Source organism: Elizabethkingia miricola (assembly GCF_001675285.1).
Classification (GTDB): domain Bacteria; phylum Bacteroidota; class Bacteroidia; order Flavobacteriales; family Weeksellaceae; genus Elizabethkingia; species Elizabethkingia miricola.
In genome coordinates this window covers 464,176-489,702 of the sequence record NZ_LSGQ01000001.1, presented here as the reverse complement: position 1 = coordinate 489,702, position 25,527 = coordinate 464,176, and the positions used below count along the sequence as shown (strand labels likewise).

Sequence of the window (25,527 nt, the reverse complement as noted above, 5' to 3'; positions counted from 1 at the left end):
TGTTAGTAGCAGTGTATAAAAACTAATAATTAGATATGCAAGAAGAAATAATATCAAAACTAGAAGCATCAAGGAAAGAATTACTTGACTTGGGAATGCGTAATACTTTGCTTAATTATAAAATATCCTCAGCCAGAGGACTTCATATTGTACAGGAAAAATCAACTAATATTTTTGATATACTCGTACGAGGTAATAAAGCAATGACTTTTTTAGGGCGTCCGGGTAAAGATGATGATGAAGATACCATTTATGAACTTCCAGAATTATCGGAGCCAGAATTACAAGATGCTTATAATGATACAAAGCTTCAAACCAATGAAAAAGAACAAAAGCTTCAGACTAAAATTCTTAATACTTATTACTTTGCAAGAACAAGTCTTGAGGAGCAGGGGGTTAATATTCTGTATTTGGCTTTAGGAATGCTAAAATGGTATGAAAAAGGGAATACTGAAGAGCCAAGGTATGCACCATTAATTCTTATTCCTGTCTCTCTTGAAAGATCCAGCGCCAGTGAACGCTTTAGCTTACGATATTCAGGAGCTGATATTGGAACAAACCTTTCTCTACAAGCTAAAATGCTTGCAGAGTTTAATATCACAATTCCTAATCTTGAAGAGCATAATGAAATTGATGTTGATGGATATTTTCATGATATTAAGCAGCGTGTTAGTCATCAATCTAATTGGGAAGTAGAGGAGGATATCATTGAGCTCGGTTTTTTCTCATTCGGAAAGTTTATGATTTATCATGACTTAGATGCTTCGAAATGGCCTGGAGATCGAAAACCTTATGATCATGAAGTTATTAAAGCTTTATTTACCAAAGGCTTCGATCAAGAACCTCTTAGAATAGAGAGCCAATCCTTAGATAAAGAACCTAAAATATCGAACCTTTCGATGGTTGTGGATGCCGATAGTTCGCAGGCTATAGCTATGCTGGGGGTTAATGAGGGACGGCATATGGTTATTCAGGGGCCTCCTGGCACTGGAAAATCTCAAACAATCGCCAATATTATTGCAGATGCAATAGGTAAGGGTAAAAAGATACTTTTTGTAGCGGAAAAAATGGCGGCCTTGGAAGTTGTAAAGAGAAGGTTGGATAATATCCACTTAGGCATTGCCTGCCTGGAACTTCATAGCCATAAGGCCAATAAGAAATCTGTGCATGAGGAATTAAAGAAAGTATTGGATCTTGGAAAGCCTACTTTACAGCATCTGGAAAATGAGATTGGGATGCTTACTCCACTTATAGAAGAGCTTAATAATTATTGCGAAGTAATTAATACAGAGATTCAAAATAGTGGGCATTCCCCTCAGGAGATTATTGGTAATTTACTAAAGATTGCTAATGATTATAAGGATTATAAATTTCCTAAGATTCAGCCTGAAGGCTTTCTTTCATGGAGTCCAAGCAAAATAAAAGAAGCTGAAATTTTAGCTGAACAGGTACAAGCTCGGCTTTCTTCCATTGGAGAGCCGGAAAAATTACTTTTCTATGGAACAGAACTCAATCTGCTTATTCCTAGTGAAGAAGAGGTTTTAAAAAGCAAGTTGGAAGAAATTGGACAATTAGATGAGGAATTCCAATTGCTTAGTAAGGAAATCAGCGAGCACGTTTTCACCGATATCCCAAACAATGATGTTGAATTGCAAAAATCTATAGATCTTTTAGATTTAGCTAAGAGGAATCCAGGTCTTTCAGGTTTTTCTGTTGAGGATGATGCATGGGTAGATGATAAGGAAAAGATTACAGATGCCTGTAAAGTTGGAAAAAGACTTAGTGAAATCTATGATAACTATCAGGACCATTTTATTGCTGAAGCTTGGAATTATGATGTTTTACCTATCAGGCAGAATTTAATAGCCCACGGGTCAAAATGGTATAAGTTTTTAATAGGAGATTATAAAAGAAGTGTTAATCAATTAGCTGGGCTCCTGACTTCTCCAATGCCTGGAAACCTGGAGAAAAAGCTGGAATATGTAAATGCAATTATGGAAGCCAAAAGGCTTTCCAATGACTTGGATTCTTCTAAAGATTTACTGAGTAGACTTTTAGGTAGTCATTGGAAAGGAAACTCAACTAATTGGCAGGAGATTGAAACTGTAGCAAATTATCTTTCCACTGTTCATAAAGGACTTCAAACTAACACAGTACCAAATGGATTTATTAGCTACCTTAAAACAAATAGTTCTACAGATATAGCTAAGGATTTTCAAGAGAAGCTTATAAAACTTTATAAAGATAGAAAGGAGAACAATGAGTCATTGCTTGAGAGGATTAAGTTTAAAGGAGAATTTGATACTTTAAACTATGGAGATCAATCCTTAAAGCTACAAGAGTGGAGAAACAGACTTCCGGAACTGCATAAAGTTATTCAGTGGAACGTATTAAAAGAAAATATGGAAGCTCAGAATGCCGGATACTTAATAGAGGCTTCTGTTAACTGGTCTGATGCTAACGCTTACCTTAAAATTGCACTTCAAAAATCATGGTATGATCAGCTTTTAGAAAATATACTTATTAATAGTAGTGAGCTCAGAAAGTTTGAAAGGTCTAGTCATGAAGAAATTATCGCAAAGTTTGGGCATCTGGATGTTCTAAATCAGCACTACAACAGAGCCTTAATAGCCTTAAAGCATTTTGAAAACTTACCTAAAATAGATGGGGGAGGACAGATAAATGTGCTTCGTGGAGAGTTTAATCGTAAGGCCAGACATATGCCAATTCGTAAATTAATGACTGAAGCTGGACTTGCTATTCAAGCTATTAAGCCAGTTATTATGATGAGTCCGATGTCTATTGCCAATTTCTTACCACCAGATAGTATTAATTTTGATTTGGTCATATTTGATGAAGCAAGTCAGGTAAGACCTGTAGATGCTTTGGGGGCTATCTTGAGAGGAAAGCAAATTGTCGTGGTTGGTGATACTAAACAAATGCCACCTACAAGCTTCTTTGATAAACTCAATACAGATCTTGAGGAGGAGGATAATGTAACTGCTGATATGCTAAGCATTTTAGGGATGTGTGATGCTCAGGGAGCCTGTCAAACGATGTTACAATGGCATTACAGAAGCCGTCATGAATCTTTAATTAGTCTGTCTAATCAGGAATTTTATGAGAATAAATTAGTTATTTTCCCAAGTCCAGGTTCTAAGCACCGCATGGGCTTATTCTTCCATCACTTACCAGATACCTATTATGATAAAGGAAAAACAAGAGCAAATATCAAAGAAGCTGAATATGTTGCAGACGCTGTTGTTGAACATGCCAGAAAATATCCAAAACAAAGTTTAGGTGTAGTTGCTTTTAGTACTTCGCAAATGCAAGCTATTAATACAGCAATGGAGATAAGACGACGTTTGAATCCTGATATTGAAGATTTCTTTAGAAATCATTCTAGCGAACCTTTCTTTGTGAAGAACTTAGAAAATGTTCAGGGAGATGAGAGGGATGTCATTTTTATTAGTATTGGTTATGGCAGAACATTGGAAGGTAATCTTACCATGAATTTTGGTCCATTAAATAATGAAGGTGGAGAACGTAGATTAAATGTTCTTATAACAAGAGCTAAGAGTCGCTGTGAGGTCTTCACTAATATTACCTCAGAAGAGATTAATCCCGGTCCAAATGCTAAGTTCGGCATAAGAGCTCTTAAGAGCTTTTTATACTATGCCCAGTATGGTAAATTCGAAATGGATCATCAAAGGATAGAAACGGTACATAGACCTTTTGAGGAGCTTGTGAGTAAAAGCCTTGAGGCTAAGGGATATATTGTTAGACAAAAAGTAGGAAGTGCTGGTTACTATATTGATTTAGCAGTAGTAGACCCAGATCATCCGGGAAGATATATTTTGGGGATCAATTGTGATGGAAAATCTTATGCTTCAGCAAAATCAGCAAGAGATAGGGATAGACTGCGTAAAGAAGTTTTAGAGGCTATGGGGTGGAAACTCCATAATGTATGGAGTATTGACTGGTTTAGAAATCCACAAAAAGAATTAGATCTTATTATCAGTGCTATTGAACATTCTAAAGCACAGTTACAGCAAGACGATATTATAGAAGAAGAAATGAATCAGGAGCTTGAAGAATTAGTTCGAGAGGCTAAGAAAGAAGAGGTTATTTATGAAAAGGCACCTCTGTATCAAATTGCAGAATTACCAACAGATATTGCAAAAATGGAAATGCATTTACATTCACAGGGGAATTTAGGAAAATGGATTTCTGATATTGTTTTTGTGGAAGGTCCTGTTCATTTTGATGAAATGGCAAGAAGAATGGCAGAGGCTAATGGAATTTCAAAAGTAGGAAGTAGGGTCAGAGCATCTCTTGAGCAAGCAACAGATTATGCACAGCAAATAGGTCTTATTGAGAAAAGAGGAGAATTCCTATGGCATAATGAAAAAAAAGAGGTAGTTGTTAGAAACCGTAGTAATCTTCCGGGTAATTCCAGAAAGATTAATTATATAGCCCCTGAAGAAATTTATTCAGGTTTGGAGAAAATTGTAAAAGATGCTATTGCTATTCAACCAGAAAATGCTGTTGCTTTATTAGTAAAACTTTTAGGATTCTCAAGGCTCACTGAAGATCTTAAAAAATCTCTATTAATTAGTGTCCAGGAATCAATTGAGAAAGGAATACTGGTTCAGGATAATGCATTTCTAAAAATAAAAGAAGTATAGAAGTTTAAACAGGTTGTCATTTATATTTATAGTAGTTTTTTATATAAACTAGAAGTTGAAGTAATAATATTTACATTTTATGGGATTGATATTGCCTTAAAACTTACTTCTGGAAATAATAAAAGGGAGCAAAGTAGCTCCCTTTATATTTTGTATAGGAAAATAAAAGATATTTAAACTAATAATTATATAATCTTTAAAAGATTGACAATAATTCCATAAAGTCCCCCTAAGATCATTATTATTATCAATGTCCATCCTGGAATTTTATACGTGACGAGATCATATATATCGTTCTCATCATTTTTATCGTAGATAAGATTATATGGAAATTTATTCTTAATTCTTAAATAAAATAATAAAACTCCTAAAAGAAAGAATATGATTGCTCCTATCATGATTAATCATTTTTATTAATTTACTGCTCTTTGGATAATACTTAATCTGCTTTAAAGTTATTTAATTGGATTATAACTGTCAGATTAAGTGTTAACTAATTCAAATAATATTATTCCACAAATCAACCCAAAAATTAATCTTATCATTATTTTCCATCCGTTTCTTGTCTTTGGTTATATATTCTTATGGCTGAATTGACTTTTAATTTATCGTGGTCTGAAAGCTCCTGTAGATATTCGTGTATATCTATTGTTGAATTTATCATTTCATTTCGAAAACTCGACAAATTATTAACTTCGTAAGTATCTTGTAACAAAAATATTTCATCAACAATTTTGGTAACAATTCCAATTTTATCTATTTTGATTTTGTAATCATCTTGAAAATACTTTCCTATGGTAAATAGAAGCCTAATAACTCTAATAAATGGATGAGGATGTGAATTTTCTTTAAAATATAATTTTTTATTTGCTGCACCAAAAGAAGATAAATAAAAGAACAAATTTGAACACAGAACCGTTGCTATAATTTCTAAAAATTCAATTCCGAATTCAGAAAAATCCTTTTCGTAATACTGTATTAGATGACGTGCTATAAAAATACCACTGAAAGTATCTGCGTCAATCTCTAATGCATGGCGATATAGTGAAAAATCAGATTTTGAATTTTCTTCAAGTCCCAATTCTAAATAATCAGATTTTTGAAGCAAATGAGCAAACTCATGATAAAATGTAAATAATAGATTTATTTGAAATGATAGTTCTTCAAAAGAATAAAACTGAATTCTTTGAAATACATCATAATGTTTTTCATAATACTCTTTTAACTTCTGATTTTCTACAACATTTTTAATTAACCAAATAACTAAGCCACTATTAACTGAAATCAGATTATAATTATTATGTCTACATGCTTTTGCATTTATAGAAGAATTATTTGCGAAAAAAAAATAACTTTCTTTTAAGTTATAATTCCTCGATTCATGGATAAGAATCGACCAAAGAAAGTTTTGAGTTTTATCAAATCTTTCGCTATATGGGGAATATTCATAATCAAACACATCTGCAGCATTAATTATATTATGCTCAATTATTTTTTTTATTTTGTCACTAAACATATATTGTGTTTTGTTTGATTTATTTACTATGTTTTCTAAAGGCAGCTATAGTTTGGTATACTCCATAACCTATGAAAATTTTAAAAAAGAAAAAGACAAATAAGAGAAACCCGTTTGACTCATAATTTTGATAACTTCTTAAATCAAAAGAAAAAGTAAACCTCAACCACTCTTTCAATATTTCTTGAAGTGATGCCCATTTTGAATTTAGGTTAATTTCATATTTATAACCACTATCAATCAAAAATGTATTGACAAATAATAAGACAAAAAAACCAAACAAGCTTACTTTCAAAGTAAACCAAACAGCTTTTAACCAGCTACTTCCAAAATTATTTGATCTTTTATTAAGTTGAAGTAAAATTTTATCATTCAAATTAAGATTTTTATCATTTAATAAAAGGTTTTGTTCAATAACGTTATAATCAATATAATCAATTTTATTTTCAGTTTTATAAAGTTGGTTTTTAATTATTCTAATTGTTCCTATATCAACTAAGTTTTTTAGCAATATTATAAAATCATTAAAAAATGCCACCTTATCAAAATGAACACTTCTAAATTTTATAATGCTTACTGTTGTTGAATTAAAAGACACTATATCTTTGAAAAAAGCCGCTATTATAGATAGTTCATGGAAATGACTTTCATCAAAATAAACACTTTTATCAAACGTACACTCTTTAAAAGTTAATGAGCTTTTACTATTCTTAGGTACACGTTCTAATCTACAGACATCTTTAAATACTACTTGTTCAAATTCAAGTTCAGTTCCATAAATAGTTCCTTTTCCTATAAATTCATTTATTACGGATTTTTTAATTGTTGAAAACTCAGTTAAAATATTTTTCCAAAACTGAAAATAATTATTGCAATTTAATTTATCAAAAGATAGTCGGTTTATCTTGTTTGCATTTATCATAATGGTATTAAAGGCACAATTATGAATAGCAAATGTTTCTATATCATTTAACCTAAAATCCAAATCCGTTATTTCAGTTTCAGAATTTAAGGAGTTCAACATTAATGATTTAATTTCACTATGTTGCTCAGGACTTCCTATAATGCTTATATATTTGATTTCAGCTGTTGTTATATGAAAACTATTAGAAACAACATGAACATTTAGAAATTCAACTCTATAAAGTTTGCAATCTTTTATAAATAAATCATTTGAAATTGCACAATTTATAAATTGTAATGACTGATAATCAGAGGCTTTTTGTTTTGAAATTGAAAAATCAATTCTTTGACCTGTAAATGTGCAATTTTCAAAATAGAAAGATTGATTCCCCATATCGATATGTATAGCAGTATCTAAATGTATATGGGTATCAAAAATTTTAACGGTTTCAAGCTTCTCTATAGCAGCTAAAGACAGAACTCCTCGAAACCCATCATCATAAAGTGTTTTCATTTAATATTTTTTTAATAGACCCAATTATCTAACCCTTTCCATAAGTAATAACCCTTTGATAATATCTTTCTAATCCTTGTTTTTGTAATTCAGATAACCCCTCAAGATTATTTAATTTTTCTCGAAAGTCGTCTTTAACGTTCAGTGTATTCTGTCCTACTCTTACTCCTGTAATATCAGCTTTTCCTTTCGTAAAAAAAGTTTTACTGTGATTTACAAAAAAACCATTTTTAATAATAATATCTCTTAGTTCAATTGATAACTCTTTAAAATCAGTTGATGATGAAAATGTCATATCATCTACATAAACAGTAAAAGTTATTTCTTTTTTATCACATATAGGCATAATTTCTTTTATGGTATTCCATAATGCTAAATAAGCAATATGGGTACTGTTAGCTCCGCCTTGTATCAGTCCTCCCTTATAGGTTGTCAGTTTCGTTAATACACTAGCAACATCAGCTGAAAATCCATAATTTACAAATGCATTGTAAACCATTTTATTATTAATATGAGGATAAAAATTTTTTAAGTCTGTACAAAACTTGTATGGTTTGCCTTTATGAAAATAAGCATTCAAGATATTATCTTTACTTTTCAGTCCACCAATAAAAGGAGGAGAAGGAAATTCAATTTTTGTCAAAATATTTGTCAAAATAAGTTTGTGAACTTTTTTGAGCAGCCCAACAGCCTCTGTAATTTCTCTCCGTTTAATTCTTCCATCAGGCTTCTTTTGTTTTTTGATAAAAACGTTATAGTATTGTTGTGGATTTTGGGCTAAAGCCTTCAAATCCTTTTCTGACATTTTTAAATAATATTCTGATAATTGTTTAAGACTTTGGATCATCTATATATATTTGTGCTATAAGACCTTTTAAGGAGGGCTCTAATATTTTAAATATATCTTTCTTTTGTTCTGGAACATCATCTTCATCCAAACTTAAAAAAAACAATATAGGCAAAGGAATTTCCAATTGCTCGGCAATTGTTTTAAGCAAAGATAAATTAGGTTCTTTCTGATTATTTTCGATAAGAGAAAGGTATGTTTGTGAAACTTGGCATAATTCTGCAAATTCTCCCTGTTTTATACCTTTCTGTTTTCGGAAATCTTTTATTACTTGACCTATATTCATAAGTATAATTTGAAAATTAAGATAGAGATGTTGGATTTAGAGTAAATTCTCAATACCAAATAAATGGAGCAAATCAATTATTACTCTAATTATTGCTATTGTATCGTTTTTGTCAATTATGGTTTTATCAAGTTTCCTTAATTCTACCAGACTTTCTTCGATTAAACGAATATCATCATCCATGAGCAATTCACGGCTCTTTTCAAGGACTGTTTCAAGACTATTGATAACAGCTTCTACACGAGTTGTACGACTGAAAAATGTTTTTTCCATAACTTTTTTTTATTGTTATTAAAATTTTAATGCAATGCTTAGCTTTACATCGCCTGCTTCAATCAATGTATATTAGCAAATGCATACTCGTAAGTTGCTGTCATCTCTATCAGATTCCTGCTTCCATAAATAAAAATTAATCTTCGATTGATTTTCTAATTAAAAATGAACTCATCTAAAAATTAAAAATGGAAAGCATGTAAAAACATCTATTGTTAATCTCGTAACTGCTTCTATTGTAAAATTTCAAATCCCAAAATACCAACCATAAATTGATCTATTGATTCCTAATCACTTGAAAGAACTGCTAGCTGGAAAAAGTAATCATCCATTGAAATTGTCATTGGAAAAAACTTAAAAGCAGCATGTAAGTCCCAGAGGGGTGCCTCTCGGGGAGTAATGTTGCATGAACAATATGTGTCGCTTAAAAATACCTTTCGGCTGTGAAACTTAATTCACTTCAATTCATACATTTGCTAATATACCTCGTGTAATTCAAAGAACTTCTATTGCAAATATAAAACTTATTTTTTAACTCACAATTAAAAAATATTATTTTTTTTTAACTTTAGAATTTAAATATTCAATAAATATTTAAATTAGCGAAGATCATATCTAAACAAATCATCCAAATCTCTCAATAAAGGGTTTCTTTCTATGATTTTCTTTAAAACCTCTAAATTATTATATTTTTTGACAGAAATCTCAGCTCTTAAATCCTTATAATAAGTTTGGATTGTTTTCTTGTTCTTACCTGTCGCCTCACAAAGTTTATTGATCGTTATTTTACCATTAAGGTTATAATCCCAGCCCTGCATACTATTCAGTATTTCTGATATAGTTTTATCTTTACGATAAGCAAACAAGTTTCGCTTTCTACGATTATAAACACTACGATCTATCCTTGATGATAAATGATAAGGTAACTTTATGAATAAATCCCGCTCTAAATCAATACCCATAAATTCTGAAGTTAAGTCTATGCAAATTAACTCTAGATTTGACAATTTGGGCTTACGGATTTAATTCAAAAAATTCATTTTACTTTCTATTTTTATCAGAGTCTCTAATATTCTTTCATAATTTGCAGTGAAGCTGTTCATATTTAATCGTTTGTTAGACAATTAAATTTAGGTATTTAGCTAATAATGGGCAGCTTCTATTTTTTTCCTAAATGCACCACGGGTATTCGTTTGTATTTATTTAATGTTTGTCATATATTTTCTAATAATCGACAGGTAAAATCTAACGCTAAAAGAAAGAGGAAAGGGTTCAGATTCTTCTCCCTTTCTTCCTTTTCTTCTTCATTTCCATATTATTAGTTTCAGAGTAATCGTTTCCATCGTAGCTTCCTGATCTTAATAAAGTGAAGAATTGTCCATTCGTTTCTGAACTACTGAAAATTTCATTAAATACATTGACAGGAATGTTATTAGCAGTAGATAAGCGAAAGCATATATCTCTCATTTCATTTAATACCTCAGCCTTATCAGATCTGTCTTTATTAGGATTTTTAGATCTTTCTGATAAGATGCTTTTTTCAAGCAGATTTTTAATGGAACTATAATACTTTTCCTTTTCAGCCACATGAACCTCAGCAGTAGTGATTAAGGCAATATTCTTCTTTTTAAGAGCTATAATCTCAGCATTTAGACCTTTATTTTTATTTTCTAGTGCAGCTATATTTTTTATAAGAGCTTCCTTTTCTTTTCCATTTTTCAAAAGCTCAGTATCATATATTTTTAGGGCTTTTGTATAGTTCTCAATTGTTTGATCAGTAAGAATTTTCTTATTACCTAAAAAATCCGTCTTCTCAACAATTAAACTTTCAGATTTCTGAGACTTAAGAGTAGATTTCATTTCATCAATTTTTTCTACCAATTCTTTATATTCTTCTTCTTTCTTCTGTATCTTAAAGGCTATAGCTTCTAATCTTCCAACTGAGCCGGATACTCCTCTTTCCATTTCTAAACATTCCGCTGCAATATCCTGCATCTTAGAATAATGAAATGACTGATGCTTTAGTGTTTTTCCGGTTTCTAAGTCCTGCCAATCCGCCACCAGATGAGCATGATAGTTAGGTTTCCATTCATTTGTTTCTTTGTCATAATGCCCTTCATCTTTATGAATAGCAATCTGAAAAATTCTAATTCTTAATTCTTCTTGTAATTTACTCGCTAAGTTTTGAAGATCCAGCATTGTGGTATCTTCTTTTATGACCACTACAGCTTCACGAATAGGCATGGCATTTTTTTGAAGTTTCCTTCCGGATTTTTCTTTACAGTAATTTTCTATTTTTATAAGTCTAACTGCTATTTTCTCTTCCTGCCAGTATTCATTTTTTGAAGAGAGATCCTTTCGGATATAGTCAAAAGTCTTTTTCCTGAAATTATGGACTTCAGAATCTGGTTTAGCTGCTTTAAAATTAATAGAGGTTTTCATAATGACTTATGTATTTACTGATGTCAGTGTGTTTGTATTTGATGTAGCAGATTTGTATATAGCGGTATACAGATTCTTCTTTGTATGTAATTGCGTAACTACATATGGATGTACTTACATAGTTACGTAACTACGTAATTACACTAGTTGGTTTATATTCAGTTATGTATGTTTTTAGGCTGAATTAAGTCGTATTTAATTTATTTTAAAGCCTCCGGCAGGACGAAGCAGCAACTTTGTTAGGAGGAACGACTTTCAAAGTTGCGAATGAGCTCCTAACTTCTCCATGAAGCTTGTCAAAAAACTAGCCTGCTCATCAAATAATAATCTTAGCGCTTAAGTGTACTTTTACCCTTGTGGTCTAGCGATTTACTGGTTTTAATCTGGTGAAATAAAAACTCATTATAATCTTTAAACTCTCTATATTCTTTAGAATGATCTTTTGCCTTTGGATAAGATTTAATAATTTCAGCGGCACATTTTATTCCTGATTTATCATTATCCAAATAGAGATCTATTTCTAAGTAGTCTTTTAGGTAGTCTATTGTTTTCTTTAAGAGTGCAATAGAGTTCATAACGAGTATATTTCCTGAGTAAAATTTATGCAGTTCTATAAATGAAAGAGCATCCATGAATCCTTCAAAAACTGCAATATTTTTACTTTTGGGAATTTTCGTAGGTAAGTTGTTACCAATACCAATAACTGAAATATCTTTTTTTAAGACAGCACCTTTATAAAAAGAATTTCTGAGCTCAAAACCTTCTGAAAGGTTCTGAAAACCTATTGCATAGAGATTTTTATTTCCGATGGTAAAATGAACCTCTTTTAAGTATTTGTAGATATAAGGAGAGAGCCCTCTTTCCTTAAGATACTTCTTAAGATTTAGATTTTGAAGCCCAGAAACCTTAGCAATTCTATAATTAGGCTCGGACTTTTTAAAAAGTGTTTGCTCATGAAAAGAAGAAAAATTCTGTTTTTCAGCCCACTGTAAAACCTCTGTTAAACTATAATTAAAATATTTCTGAATAAAGTCGGTATTGTTTCCGCCTACTGCTTCTGAGAATAGATACCACTTGTTTTTAAATCTATCAAGCTTAAAAGAAGCTGTCTTTTCACCTGAAAATGGATTTATATACCAGGCTTCTTTCTCGTTTTCTTTTGAGGGATGATGTCCTAATAAGTTAAGGATTTCATCCAGAGCTACTGTGTTAAACTGTTTACAATTCATAATTTGGATGTTTTTTTTAATTGTTCTTACCTACTTACCTTTTTTAGGGTTTTGGAGCAGTAAGCCAAAAAATACTTCCTGCCTGTAGTTACCTTTCTTACCTTATAAAAACTCTTTAGGTAGAGTAGGGTAAGAAAGTTTTTTGTTTTCTTACCTGTAAAGAACTTTTGTAGAATAGCCATATCAGCTATACTTAATGGTAAGTAGGTAAGATAGGTAAGAGGATTTTTAAACTTTTCTTTTAATCAAATACCCGTATATCTGAAGTTTTGGATGTTTAATTCTTTGATACTTTAAATAGGTGAGGGCTTTGCCTATTCTTATGTTATTAAGGCGAAGGCTAAGCGCTTCATTCATGGCCAGCATAATATCTGTGGCCGTTAGAAAATCATCAGTGTTATCCGATTTTTCAAAATACTTAAGTAAAACTTCCTGTTCCGTAGAAATCTGAGTAAACTTCTCGTTTCGTTTTTCATTTTCCAGAATATCCTGAAAGCTAAGCTCCGGATTATAGTTTTCTTTTTTATAAGCGTAGTAATAGGCCTGAGACCATACCTTATCCATATCGATCTCTTCTCTGTATTTAAAGTCTATGCTTTGAATCTCAAAAACAAGCCATCGAACACTTCCGGATTCATCAGTTAAGAAATCTGTTCGGTTTGTAGAACCTACAAACGAACAGATCCTTTCCATATATTCGGCTTTCCTGCCATAGGGTAGGCGTACATTTATATTGCTTTTAGATATATACGCCTTAAGCATATTTACATCTGTTTTTGACAAAACTGCCAGCTCATCAGCATTACAAATCAGATTTTTACAGATGGCAATAATTCCGTCCTTATCAACAGAAATGTTTTCTGTATAATAACTGCGAAGAACAGGAGGAATAAGAAACCTTAGGAAACTTGTCTTTCCTGTGTTTTGCTCTGAGCTGGCCAATACCATACATTGTTTATTAACATATCCATTTTCTAAAGCACATAATACAGCTCTTGTAAACCACTTTTCAAAGTGGTAGTTAAACGAGATATTATCAGCTGTCTTTACGTAACTACAAAGTTTTCCTATATAGTCTTGACCATCCCAGGTATCAAGAGTGGAGAAATATTCTTCTATAGGGTTATACCACTGAATCAGATGGCTTTTGATCAGTATTTCAAGTTTATTCATACTAATATCTATTCCGGACTGGATGAGCTCAATATATAGAGAGTTGATATTTAGATCACTCCATTCTTCGCTAGATTTGGCTAATCTGATCTGGTACTCCAGAGAAATAACATTGAATCTTAAGTCATACTTAGTTTCCATGTAACTAAGGGTTCTGTCAAATATGGTTTTACTTTCTGTACCGGATTGGTACAAACCAGAATGTTCCTGCATAAAACGAGATTTTGTGGAAATACAGTGAATGCTTATTTCCTGATGAAACAGAGAATTTATAGGATAGTAAAAGGATTATACTTTTTTAGATTTAAAAGCAAATTCAATGGCTTCTCTTTGTATTTCTTCTTTTGATTTTGAAGGATTATTTAAGAGCCATTCATCAATTACTTTTCTTTCAAAAAAGAGGACTTTACCATTAGGTTTTGAATAGGGGATGATTTTTTCGTGAACCAACTTGTAGATATAGGACTTTTTAAATCCGGTATACTCTGCAAGTTCTTCTACATTTAAAATTGATTTAAGACCGCAAATATGTTTTTCAATTCGGTCAAGCTTGTGTAAGATAATTTCGTTTTCCATTGCTTTACGATTTTTAATTTTCGAAAGCAAAACTCTAGCATAGGAAAGCTCCAAATGGTTACTTAAGTAACCTTGTTACCATAATTTATGTAAAGGTTACCAAAGTTTTTTATTTATTAAATAAATCGTCTAAGTATTTCTGATCTTTTATAAGTATTGGGAGAGTTCGAAAAATAATAATATAAAAATCAAACTAAAATATAATGCGTCAAGTTTTGTCGCTATGCCCGTTTACATTTGCTTCAGAGATATAAAAATTAGTCCGTAAACAAAAAATCAAAAAAAATAAAACTAAAATATAATACGACGAGTTTTGTCGCCACGGCGGATGATCTTTGTTTCAGAAAGTAAAACACTTAGCACAAAATATAAAAGATGATCATCAGAATATAGAAAAACAAGTTTAACCTTTAAAAACAGAAATTATGAAAAAAGCATTGGAAATTTAATAACCTAAAAAAATCTAACACGGCATTTCTGCCATTAATCAATATTAACCTTTATAGTATTCCACTTAATTGACCTTAGAAAGCTCAACAGGGAATGCTATGCCTAAAATTTAAAAAATTATGAAAAATAATTCATCAGTTCTGATAGCGCAATTATCAGAAGTACAATCTTCAGCGACAGAAGACGAGTCTATTATGATCGTTCAATACGATGACGCCGGAAATCAAATTCTTCGTGAAGTGCAGGTACAATAGTAGAAGAACAAAAAAAATAGAATCATGGACTGAGAATAAAAACAATAATAACACTCCAGATTCTAAATAAAAAGTAACGAATAATAAAAATTAATTAAAAATCAAATTATGACAACAATGACAGCACAAGAAAGTGCTAATATAGAAGCAACAGTCTGCACAGAATACTATGGTGCAGGATCAGGTATCATCAAAATGTACGCTACCATAAAAGTACCGGATACTGTAGATATACTGACAGGAAAATACCGATTAATGAATGGTGATACAATTATCAGAGAGTCTAGTTATCATGACTACAGTCGTGTAAACGGAGAAATAGGATTATCATCAATGTTCGATAATGAGCTTACAGAGCAAGAGCTTAGTCAGGCTACTAAATTTGTATGGGAGGCAACAATTGAAAGTGTTTCCAAGCAATTGGTATTAGAGGGCTATAATTCCGTTCGTTGTGCTACAGGTGCATTTACAAACCCTGAAATCACAACTCCGGTAGGAACTATAGGAAACATTCCATTTCATGACACTCAAGGGAAAATTGATGTAAACGGTGGTGGTCAATTACAGTATACTTTACCAATTGCATTACCTCCGGGCATAAAAAGTGTAGCTCCACAAATCAATTTAATTTATACCAGTGGCAGCGGAAATGGAATTGCAGGCTTTGGATGGAACCTTTCTGGTATTACGAGTATTTCCAGAATGGGAAAGACCATTGAGAAAGATGGTGAAATTAAAGGAATAAAACTGGATTACTCTGATTTCTATCAATTTAACGGACAAAGGTTAATCTTAAAGTCTGGAGACTATGGAAAAGATGGTGCAGAATATGTGACAGAGAAATACTCTAACATTAAAATCAAGTCTGTAGGCAAAAATTCTGAACAGAATGGCCCAGAATACTTTGAGGTAACTTTTGAAGACGGTTCTCAGGCATGGTATGGACAGGCTAGCTCAGCGAGAACACCTTTGGAGTATAATATTGTTAAATGGAAAGATGCTCAGGGGAATTATATTTCCTACGAGTATATTCAGAATAGTAATGTCGCTGTCATCTCTAACATAGCGTGGGGAGGGAATGAGACTGCTGGTACTTCTCATTTTAATAATATTACTTTTAACTATACTACAAGAGAAGATATAGAAATCTCTTATGTTAATGGTAAAAAGTTTATCCAAGCCAATATATTGTCTAGTATTACGGTTAATACTAATGGAAGTCTTTTTAAAAAGTATAGGATAGAATACAAAAAAGATGATAAAGGGAACAAATATCAATTTGTAAAAACAATTACCGAAAGTAATTCAAAGGGAGAAGATGCTACCCCTGTTGTATTTGAGTATCAAAAATCAGATTCCGGAGGCTGGAGAATTTCATGGCCTACCCAGGATAGTAATACTGAAGGGCTATACGGAGATTTTGATGGAGATGGGAAATTGGATATTTTAAAGTACCTTGATGCTTTTACGGACTGTGTAGGAGGATTAAAACAAGTTTGGGTTGAAGGTGATGAATTTATGCCAGGGCATTTTACTCCGGTATGCGAGACAGAATCGGTTGGAAGACCTGCTGGACTTTATCTGTTTAGTAGTGTTTTCGATGATAATAGCCCAAAGCCTGTTTTCACTGAAAGTACGGGAATTACTAAAGAGGATCTTCGGAAAGCTATTCCATTTAATTTGAAAAGACTGGACGGAGAAATAGTACCAAGGCAGGGTTTTGTCATCTATAAAACTCTTTATCCTGGAGGACTGGGAGACAAACAGGACTTGGAGATCAAAGCTTACTCTATTGATCCTATATCAAAAAAGCTCAAAGAGGAGTTTACAAAAGTAATTCCGGGAGACAGGTACGATGAATCTGTGTCGAGAGATTTTAATACAGACCCCAGTGAAAGTCAGTATTGGGCAGAAACCTATATCGAAGATGTGAGAGAGATGGATTTGGATGGTGATGGACTTTCGGATTTGGTTTTTAGCCTCAGGGATACCAGTTATAGAGAAATTAATAATACAGGTCCTAATGGCGAGCTGCAAATACCTGAAGTAGTTTCTGAAACACGTTACCGCTATCTTATCGTGCAGCCCGGAGAAACAGATATTGAAAAATTAGCAAGTACTGTTTCATTAGGTCCTTTTTATGATCGAAACTTTTTTGAAAAAGCCAAGAGAGGGGATTTCAATGGAGATGGTATAGTAGATTTTCTGTATTTCGACTCCGGAGGTAGACCTTATTTAACGACGTTTGCAAAGAATAGTTCAGGAACTTTTTCTACAAGTAATACTTCTTTTTCAGATATAATTATTGAAGGTCTTAGGGATGATGCTGTATTAGGCGATTTCACAGGAGACGGCAAAACAGATCTTTTGGTTCCGTATGGAGTTGATGACTGGAGTTGGAGACTTTATATTTCAACAGGTAATGGTTTTGTGGTGCAAACCTTATATAACTTTTCTTTGTTTAAAAGAAGTAACAGCTTTCAAGGGCAAACGCACAATAGGTATATGAATCGAAAGTTTTTCGCCCAAGATCTCAATAAAGACGGAAAAGCGGATTTTATCGAGTGCTACTCCCATGTTCATACAGGTGATTTTGATGAAAGTAGATTCTTTGTTATTTACCATGAGAATAGAGGGGTAGATGCTAATGGAAATGTAATTTTTGAGGAAAAAAATATTGATGGAAGCTGGAAAACACCAAGGGAATCCTATAAATGGGATTGGTACCCTGATGAATATGGTAATGTACAGACTGAAATCAATCGAAGTTATGCCCTTACCAATACTGCTGCGCACTTCTCACCAGTGGTTGGAGATTTCAGAATTAATAATTCCAATGAAAATATTCTGCTATTCCAGAAAGGCAGATTAATCAAGTACTCCCATTATAAAGTATCGGATGAAGCCAGAATTGTTTCAATTACTCAGGGAGGGCTTACTACAAAAATTGATTACAAGGAACTTGATCCGAATATTAATAAGGGCTTCTATGAAAAAGTAAAAGAGGATGAACACTATTCATATCCATATGTAGAAATGGATAAGATTTCAGGCTCTTATGCGGTTTCCCAACTCCGCCAGGAGGGAAGAAAGCAGGATTTCAAATACCGTGGCTTTACGGCCCATCTTCAGGGTAAAGGAATGATTGGTTTTCGTAGAACGGCAAGATCCTCATGGTATGCCGACGGATATGAAAATACCAAAATCTGGAGCGGAGCGGAGATTGATCCATTAAATGAAGGACTTCCAATAAAGGAATGGTCGGTGAGAACGGTTGATGATAATAATCTGATTTTTCCAAATGATATTTCATTAAGTAATACTCAGCTATTGTCATTTAAATCTACGGATTATGATGTAACAACTTCTGCGGAAGGTATTAAAGCTATTGTTCCTAAAAAGACAATTACTAAGGACTTTTTAAAAGATATTACTACAGAAAGTAGTATCGTTTATGGTGATTATTATCTCCCAAGGGAAACGACAACTAAAGTTAATGGAGATTATTCAGTATCCACTATGGTAATGAACTATGTTCATAATCCAACAGGCTTAGCTTCTAATTATTTCATTGGTCGTCCTGAATCTAAAACTGAGACAGTACAAGCCTACGGAGATGTTAAATCTGTTAAAAATGAATATACTTATGAAAACAATCTTTTAAAGACTCTGAAGAATTACAACAGAGATAATACAGGATGGATACACGAGAGTTATAATTATGATGGTTTTGGGAATATTGTAGAGAAGACTGTTTCGAATAGCGTTGATTCTATAATTCAAAATGAAAAATCTCAATATGACTCAAAAGGGAGATTTGTCATAAAGAAAACCGATAATCTGGGACTTGAAACCATAATTGAATACAATGACTGGGGACAGGTGAAAGTACAAACAGATCCTTTGGGTAATAGCTTGATGAATACTTATGATGGCTGGGGTAAGTTATTAATCTCCAAAACCAACTTGTCAGGTGCAACAACCTATACTTATGAAAAATCTTCTCTAAGTGATACCACAGTTAAAGAATATACTCCGGATGGAAATATTAAAGAAACTTTAACCAATAAACTAGGACAGGAACTAGCGACAAGAACAAAGGTTTTTGGAGAGCAAGAGCTTTATACCGTATCAAGTAGTGGATATGACGCATTGGGGAGAAAAACAAGAGAAAGTGAACCTGTTTTAAGTGGGAACCTTCCTACTCAGTGGAACAGTATCAGTTATGATGATAGTGTATTCCCAGCTATTACAACAGCAACAGCATTCAATGGTAAACAAATGAAGACCTCTGTTTTAGGTAATGTTACAACTGTTGAGGAGCTTAATGGTAATAAGAGAATTACTAAAAAGACCACTGATGCTCTGGGTAATGTGATTTCTTCTGAAGACAGAGGAGGAGTTATCAACTTCTCGTATAATGCGGCTGGAGAGCAAATCAAAGCCCAATATGGTGATAATGTTGTTACCACTAAATATGATGTTTGGGGAAGAAAGTCAGAGTTTTTTGATCCTTCCAATGGTCTTTATAAATATGAGTATAATGGCTTTGGGCAAATAAAAAAAGAGATTAGCCCCGGGGGTTATAAAGAGTACTTCTATAATGATAAAGGTCAATTGGTAAATGAGGTTGAAAAATCCAATACTGTTGGACTTACAGATAAAAGTATTGCTTTTACCTATAATTCAAAAGGACAGCTGGGGAGTAAAACGGGTACTTCGAATGGTAAGAGTTATTCCACCACTATTTCTTATGATGCTTTTGGTCGGGTAAAAGAGAATATAGAGCAAAGTAATGGTAAGGTGTTTTCTCAAAAAAATATTGTTTATGATGACAAATCCCGTATTTCTTCTTATGAGAAAGAGTTGGTCTCTAATGGAATAGTAACAAAAGCATCGATAGAGAATTTATATGATACCTGGAGTGGAACATTATTTCAGATGAAAGATAAAGCTTCTGGTAAAGTCTTATGGAATCTTCAGGAAGTTAATGCTAAGGGACTAGTTTTAAAATCCCGTCTGGGAGAAGTAAATATTGCCAATACTTACGATGCGAATAACTTTTTGAGTGAAACTAAACATTCTTCTAAGGATAGTGTAATACTTGAATGTCAGTATGTTTTTGATGCAATTAAGAATGAACTGAAAGAAAGAACCAGACAAGGTGAATTTGACGGTAATGAGGTTTTTATCTATGATGATAACAATCGATTAGTTCAGTGGACAAATCCTAGATTAGGAAGGCTTTCATCCAATAAGTACGACTTGCAAGGGCGAATCATTGAAAATGATCAAATAGGAGCTATACAGTTTGGAAATACCTCCAAGGTATATCAATCTACGAGTGTAAAATTGAATGCAGACGGAAAACAAAATTATCTTAATGCCCAGACTCAAAGAATTATATATAATGAGAATAATGATCCTTTATATATCCAGGGTAAAATTGGAGATGTACGCTTTGAGTATGGATTAACTAATATGCGTCAAATGGCTACTTATGGAGGAGATTCTGCAATTGGAAATATTACTGACCTTGTTAATTCCACTTGGGAAGGTATCTTTACGAAATATTACAGTGAAGATGGTAGCTTTGAAATAACCCGTAATAACTGGACCGGAGAAGAAAAGCATATTTTATATATTGGTGGTACAGCATATGAGAGTAATGTAGTATATTTGAAAGATTACACACAGAGCAGTGGATCTTTTATGTTTTTGCACAAAGACTATTTAGGTAGCATTTTGGCAGTTAGTGATAAAGACGGATATAAAGTGCAGGAAGCTTATTTTGATGCATGGGGAAATCGGCAAACAGGTGGAGACATTAACTATCTTGATAGAGGTTATACGGGCCATGAACATTTTGAGGATATAGGTATTATTCATATGAATGGACGTCTATACGATCCATTACTCAGAAGATTCTTAAATGCAGATGAAAATATTCAGGATCCCAACAATACTCAAAATTATAATAAATATGGGTATGTACTGAATAATCCTCTAATGTATAATGATCCTAGTGGTGAATTTTTCTTTCTCCCATTCCTTATTGGTATTGGATTAGGGCAGTTTTTTGCAGGTGTATTATCAGCAATAATTGTAGGAGCGGCCATTGGAGCAGCAATGTATTCTATACAAGCAGCAATTTCTGGAAATTGGAGCTGGGGAGCATTTGGAATGTCAATATTAGTAGGAGCTGTTACAACTGTAGCCACAGCAGGTCTTGGGAATGTTTTTAGTACTTCAGGCTTTTGGGCAGCAGTTGGAAATGGTGCAATAGCAGGAGGGCTTAGCGGAGGAATTAGTTCGATTATAAATGGTACCAACTTCCTTCAGGGTCTGATTACAGGTGCTGTTGTAGGAGGAGTTATTGGAGGAATTACTTGGGGAATTAATAGATTATTTAGCAACCCTAATGGAAATCAAATTATAAGTGAAGTTAAGGAAAGTGAATTACCTTCTGCAAATAATGGAACATCTGTAGAACAAAGTTCGAAAAGCGTTCGAGATATAATGAATACAGAGTTTAAAGGAAAAGTTCCAGGTAAAGGAAGTATAAGAGTTTTACATAAACCGAGTGATTTACCAGATTATATGGCAAAGGCTGGTTACAAATTTGATGGGAAAGTATTGACAAATGGAGCTGGTGAAAAAGTGGCTGCTACCACAGGGAATTTTTATAATAATAAATATTTTAGATACGTTTTTGCACCTTATGCATTTCGGTCGACTGAAACACTAACTTTAGCAACTGGCCATGAGCTTATTCATGCAAACCTTTTCTATTATGGTATCCCTGCATCAAATGTTGTTGTTCCTAGTGGGGGGCTTTCAAATACCCCAGACACGGATTTACATCATTTATTTATAGCACCGTGGGAAAGGTCATATATACATTTAAAAGGATGGAATATTGTAGCTCCAACTCCATTGTATAACCTAAATGATATACTACAACAACCGCAAAATCAATTTATAAATAAATATATAGAGAGAGTAAATAATGTAATTAATCGATTTTTAAAATAAAGTTTATGGGTAAAGTATTTATAGTTATAATGTTTTTTTTCGTGTTTTCGTGTCAAAAATATAAAGATGCAGATGCTGTTATTTTAAATTCCAAATATGAAAATAATGACAGCATGCTTCGATTGAATTTCTATAATAATACTAAACAAGCATATATAGTTCTTTTTCCTCGCATGTTATATTTGGAGTCTAATAAAAAAAATAAAGATTCTGAAACTAATATGATTAATGAATCAATCAACGATAGATATAGCAATAAAAATGCTCTCTATGCTTTTTTAGTAACACCGCTAAAGTATAAATCAACTGATGATATTAGAAAGGTATGTATGACAATGTATCATATTAGCCCTGAAGAATATAATGAGATTGAAAATTTGCCAACTGCATTTGAAATTAAATCAGGAGGAAATATAGAACTAAAATACCAATTAAAAAGGGCTCCTCAATCTGAAGGGACTTTTAAAGTTGGTATGATAAAGATGCGAGACCTTCTAAATGATCAGCCTTCTTATTTGAAAATTTTAAACAAAATGATTGAAATGCGAGATAATAAAAAGATCAAAGTATATATTGATGATTTTCAGATAGAAGATAGCATCGTTGTAAAAAAGTGATGATTATAAATAATTCCAATACTTTACAAAACATTCCAGCACAGATTAGTCTGTGCTGTTTTTTATTAAAAAGAATTTCTTCTAAAATCCATTATATTGAAATATAAATATTTGAAAAACTTCTGCATATCATTATACAATTAATGTACTAAATTTTTGGGGAGAGGATTATATAGGATTTTTAAATGGTTTTAATAGGTATGGAGGTTATTTTCCTTGTAGTTTTAATTAGGTTTATGCAATTCAGAAAATTGTTAATTTTAAAAAATGGATTATTAGAATATTAATTAGTCTTATATTTTTTATGTTCATTAGTAGTTGTAATAAACATAAAGAAAGTAGTATAAATGAACAGGATATTGTTAAAATACTATATATAGATGTCGGATGTACAACGGATATAATAGATAATACATATACTCTCAACGAAATGTATAAAGAACCTGGAGTCCATAATTTAATGTTAACCTCGTCAGAAATAAATACAATTAAAAAAAATATTATTGAGCTAAAAATATATGAGCTCGAAGATTCTTTGAAGTTTGTTAAAAATGATAAAGATGTTAGACTAGCGGAATTTTGGATTTATTACAAGTCGAGTAGAAAACAACATTTTGTATATGATTCTTCTGAGGATAATTATAAAAATAAATCTTTTCAGAAAATTATGAGTTTGAAAGGTATTATTACAAATATAATGAAAAGGAAAAAGATAGATCCTGAGACAAAAAATGCTTATCTCTAAGATAGTTTTTGTTAAAATTTATAGTGGCACGGCTAGTTCGTGCTACTTTACTTCATTAAATAATTCATCCAGAAATTCTTGGTTTTTGGGATTTTTCTGTCTACTACCTTCTTTTTTTATTGTATTATAGTCGAATGGTTTAGCATTTTTTTGTAAGAAGTACTCTGTAAATTTTCTCAGATCCATTTTATCATCAATTCTAGCTTTATATAAATAATGGAAATAGTACAATTGTGAATAATTGAGATTTACTTTTAATGGGAAGCTTAAAAATGTACTACAAAAATTATCCCGTTCAATATCATCATCAATAATTTCAAATTGTCTGAATTTTTCAAAAATTTTATGTTTCTTTTCCTCCGCTAAAGATTTCTTCTCAGATACTTTTTGTAAACTTTCTTCTACATCAGGAATAAATTTGGAGATGAACTTTTCTGTCCAGGTAAATCCAAGAAATAAGCAACAAATAAAGATCGAAGAATTATATATAAGAAATTGTATTAACTGAGTAAGAAAAGAATCACTAGCATTTATTGTTTTCAGCTGACTAATAATTAAAAATAGTAAAGGTAGAAATATCAAGTAAATAAGTAGTCTGGGCTTTTCAATGTATTTGTTGTAATCATTTAATTTGACGTTAAACATGAACAGAACAAACCATGTTAAATATTTTTTTAGAATTAATATTCCAAAGATTCCGAGTGAAATATACCCGAGAAAAATTGATGTTTTCTGAGTAACGCCAAAATTATAGTTTAATAAAGTATATGTAAGCACATTAATTAGAAACAGACATACATAGATGTAAATATTATTTGTCATAATTCAATGTTTAATTCTGGGATCATTTCTGCTGCTTCTTTCATTTTTTTATCGACAATTTTTGCATAAATTGCTGTAGTTCTTATTTCCCGGTGTCCTAATCTTTTGGAAACTGTGTAAATGTCTACACCGCCTTCGAGTAGAAGTACTGCATTAGTGTGTCTGGCACTATGAAATGTAATATGCTTAAAAATTCCAGCGCGATTGCACCATCTAACGATTTCAGTATTATATGTCATACTGTATTTTAATCCCTTAAAAACTCTTTCTTCTGGAGACTGTCTTTCAGAGAGAAGATCTCTGGCTTGTTTTGATATATATAGATACTCAACTCCGTCAGTTTTCTCTTGACGAAAATTTATCCTGCTATTTTCTCCTTCATCTCTAACCTCAGACCATGTCATAGCATTAATGTCAGACCAACGAATTCCGGTTAAACATGAAAATATAAAAGCACGTTTTAATATTTCATACTTACAAGGAGATTTTGATAGAGATTGAAGCTCTTCAAATGTTAAATATTCTCTTTGACTTTCAGCCTGATCAAATGATTTGATTTTTGTAGCATAATTAATAGACAAATAGCCATCGTCAAATGCGCTTCTTAATGCAGCTTTAAACTTATTGAAATAGGAATATTTAGAATTTTGAGATAAGGGTAAGTCACTTTTACTTCTAGCATCGTAGTCAATATAATTACGAACCTTTTTAATAAAAGTTTCATCTACTTCCTCAAAGGTCATATTTGGAGAAATAATTTTTTTTAAATGCTGAAAAGTTGAAAACCAATTACCATAATTGTTAGAAGAATCTTGTTTTTGTTTTTCTTCCATTATTTCGGCAAAGTAGTTTAAAAAAGTTCTTTTTGACTTTGTTGTGCTTTTAATATCAAATTTTCCCTGAATGTAGTTTGTTTTTCTAATGGCAAGAATATTTTCTGCCAATTCAAGAGTTTCTTTGTTGTCCTTCTTTTCTTTAGCATTTTTAGGCTCAGCATTTAAGTATAATTTCAAATATTCAAACTCACGTAAGTGTATTCTTTTTCCATTAAGATCTATGGTTGAGCCTTTATAATATTCAATGTAAAGGCTGATTTGTCCATCTTTAAGGTTTTTCCTCTTTAGGGTAATTTTCATATTGTTGTAATTAAGGTGTAC

General features: G+C 32.1%; 15 protein-coding genes and 1 pseudogene. 4 read left to right on the top strand and 12 right to left on the bottom strand.

Features of this window, described 5'->3' with window-relative positions; genetic code table 11:
* Nucleotides 1–35: 35 nt before the first annotated feature.
* The gene (locus ATE49_RS02185; protein ID WP_065080893.1) at nucleotides 36–4,688 is read left to right on the top strand and encodes a DUF3320 domain-containing protein; all 4,653 of its coding nucleotides are present in this window, start codon (nucleotides 36–38) and stop codon (nucleotides 4,686–4,688) included.
* A 544-nt stretch (nucleotides 4,689–5,232) separates the two neighbouring features.
* Here the strand turns inward: ATE49_RS02185 and ATE49_RS02175 are convergent.
* The 10 genes and pseudogenes from ATE49_RS02175 to ATE49_RS02130 form a co-directional block, all read right to left on the bottom strand.
* The gene (locus ATE49_RS02175; RefSeq protein ID WP_065080891.1) at nucleotides 5,233–6,204 is read right to left on the bottom strand and encodes a hypothetical protein; all 972 of its coding nucleotides are present in this window, start codon (nucleotides 6,202–6,204) and stop codon (nucleotides 5,233–5,235) included.
* Nucleotides 6,205–6,223: 19 nt separating this feature from the next.
* The gene (locus ATE49_RS02170) at nucleotides 6,224–7,621 is read right to left on the bottom strand and encodes a pentapeptide repeat-containing protein (protein WP_065080890.1); all 1,398 of its coding nucleotides are present in this window, start codon (nucleotides 7,619–7,621) and stop codon (nucleotides 6,224–6,226) included.
* Between the two features lie 28 nt (nucleotides 7,622–7,649).
* Nucleotides 7,650–8,468 (bottom strand): reverse transcriptase family protein, encoded by an 819-nt coding sequence (locus ATE49_RS02165; protein ID WP_081278399.1) that lies wholly within the window; start codon nucleotides 8,466–8,468, stop codon nucleotides 7,650–7,652.
* The gene (locus ATE49_RS02160) at nucleotides 8,452–8,754 is read right to left on the bottom strand and encodes a helix-turn-helix domain-containing protein (protein WP_065080888.1); all 303 of its coding nucleotides are present in this window, start codon (nucleotides 8,752–8,754) and stop codon (nucleotides 8,452–8,454) included. Before ATE49_RS02160 ends, ATE49_RS02165 begins: the two co-directional genes overlap by 17 nt.
* A gap of 36 nt (nucleotides 8,755–8,790) precedes the next feature.
* Nucleotides 8,791–9,027, bottom strand: coding sequence for a hypothetical protein (locus tag ATE49_RS02155; RefSeq protein WP_065080887.1), 237 nt, complete (start codon nucleotides 9,025–9,027; stop codon nucleotides 8,791–8,793).
* Nucleotides 9,028–9,890: 863 nt separating this feature from the next.
* A pseudogene (locus tag ATE49_RS20675) lies at nucleotides 9,891–10,130 on the bottom strand (IS982 family transposase); the annotation flags it as partial.
* 169 nt (nucleotides 10,131–10,299) lie between these two features.
* Nucleotides 10,300–11,469 (bottom strand): hypothetical protein, encoded by a 1,170-nt coding sequence (locus tag ATE49_RS02145; protein ID WP_065080885.1) that lies wholly within the window; start codon nucleotides 11,467–11,469, stop codon nucleotides 10,300–10,302.
* Between the two features lie 329 nt (nucleotides 11,470–11,798).
* Nucleotides 11,799–12,698 (bottom strand): toprim domain-containing protein, encoded by a 900-nt coding sequence (locus ATE49_RS02140; protein WP_065080884.1) that lies wholly within the window; start codon nucleotides 12,696–12,698, stop codon nucleotides 11,799–11,801.
* 228 nt (nucleotides 12,699–12,926) lie between these two features.
* Nucleotides 12,927–14,084, bottom strand: a complete 1,158-nt coding sequence (locus ATE49_RS02135; protein ID WP_065080883.1) for a VapE domain-containing protein — start codon at nucleotides 14,082–14,084, stop codon at nucleotides 12,927–12,929.
* Between the two features lie 75 nt (nucleotides 14,085–14,159).
* Nucleotides 14,160–14,447, bottom strand: coding sequence for a helix-turn-helix transcriptional regulator (locus ATE49_RS02130; protein WP_059323311.1), 288 nt, complete (start codon nucleotides 14,445–14,447; stop codon nucleotides 14,160–14,162).
* A gap of 812 nt (nucleotides 14,448–15,259) precedes the next feature.
* On the opposite strand from ATE49_RS02130, the gene ATE49_RS02125 reads away from it, so the two are divergent.
* The 3 genes from ATE49_RS02125 to ATE49_RS02115 all read left to right on the top strand — a co-directional run bounded on the left by ATE49_RS02125 (nucleotide 15,260) and on the right by ATE49_RS02115 (nucleotide 23,548).
* A complete protein-coding gene (locus ATE49_RS02125; RefSeq protein ID WP_260255535.1) occupies nucleotides 15,260–22,186 on the top strand; it encodes an RHS repeat-associated core domain-containing protein in 6,927 nt (2,308 codons plus the stop codon).
* Between the two features lie 5 nt (nucleotides 22,187–22,191).
* On the top strand, nucleotides 22,192–22,803 hold the full coding sequence (locus tag ATE49_RS02120; protein WP_065080882.1) for a hypothetical protein: 612 nt from the start codon (nucleotides 22,192–22,194) through the stop codon (nucleotides 22,801–22,803).
* 430 nt (nucleotides 22,804–23,233) lie between these two features.
* On the top strand, nucleotides 23,234–23,548 hold the full coding sequence (locus ATE49_RS02115; protein ID WP_143349704.1) for a hypothetical protein: 315 nt from the start codon (nucleotides 23,234–23,236) through the stop codon (nucleotides 23,546–23,548).
* A gap of 42 nt (nucleotides 23,549–23,590) precedes the next feature.
* On the opposite strand, the gene ATE49_RS02110 is transcribed toward ATE49_RS02115, so the two are convergent.
* Both ATE49_RS02110 and ATE49_RS02105 read right to left on the bottom strand, forming a co-directional pair.
* Nucleotides 23,591–24,370, bottom strand: a complete 780-nt coding sequence (locus ATE49_RS02110; protein ID WP_065080880.1) for a hypothetical protein — start codon at nucleotides 24,368–24,370, stop codon at nucleotides 23,591–23,593.
* Nucleotides 24,367–25,506, bottom strand: a complete 1,140-nt coding sequence (locus tag ATE49_RS02105; protein ID WP_065080879.1) for a site-specific integrase — start codon at nucleotides 25,504–25,506, stop codon at nucleotides 24,367–24,369. Before ATE49_RS02105 ends, ATE49_RS02110 begins: the two co-directional genes overlap by 4 nt.
* Between the last annotated feature and the right edge of the window lie 21 nt (nucleotides 25,507–25,527).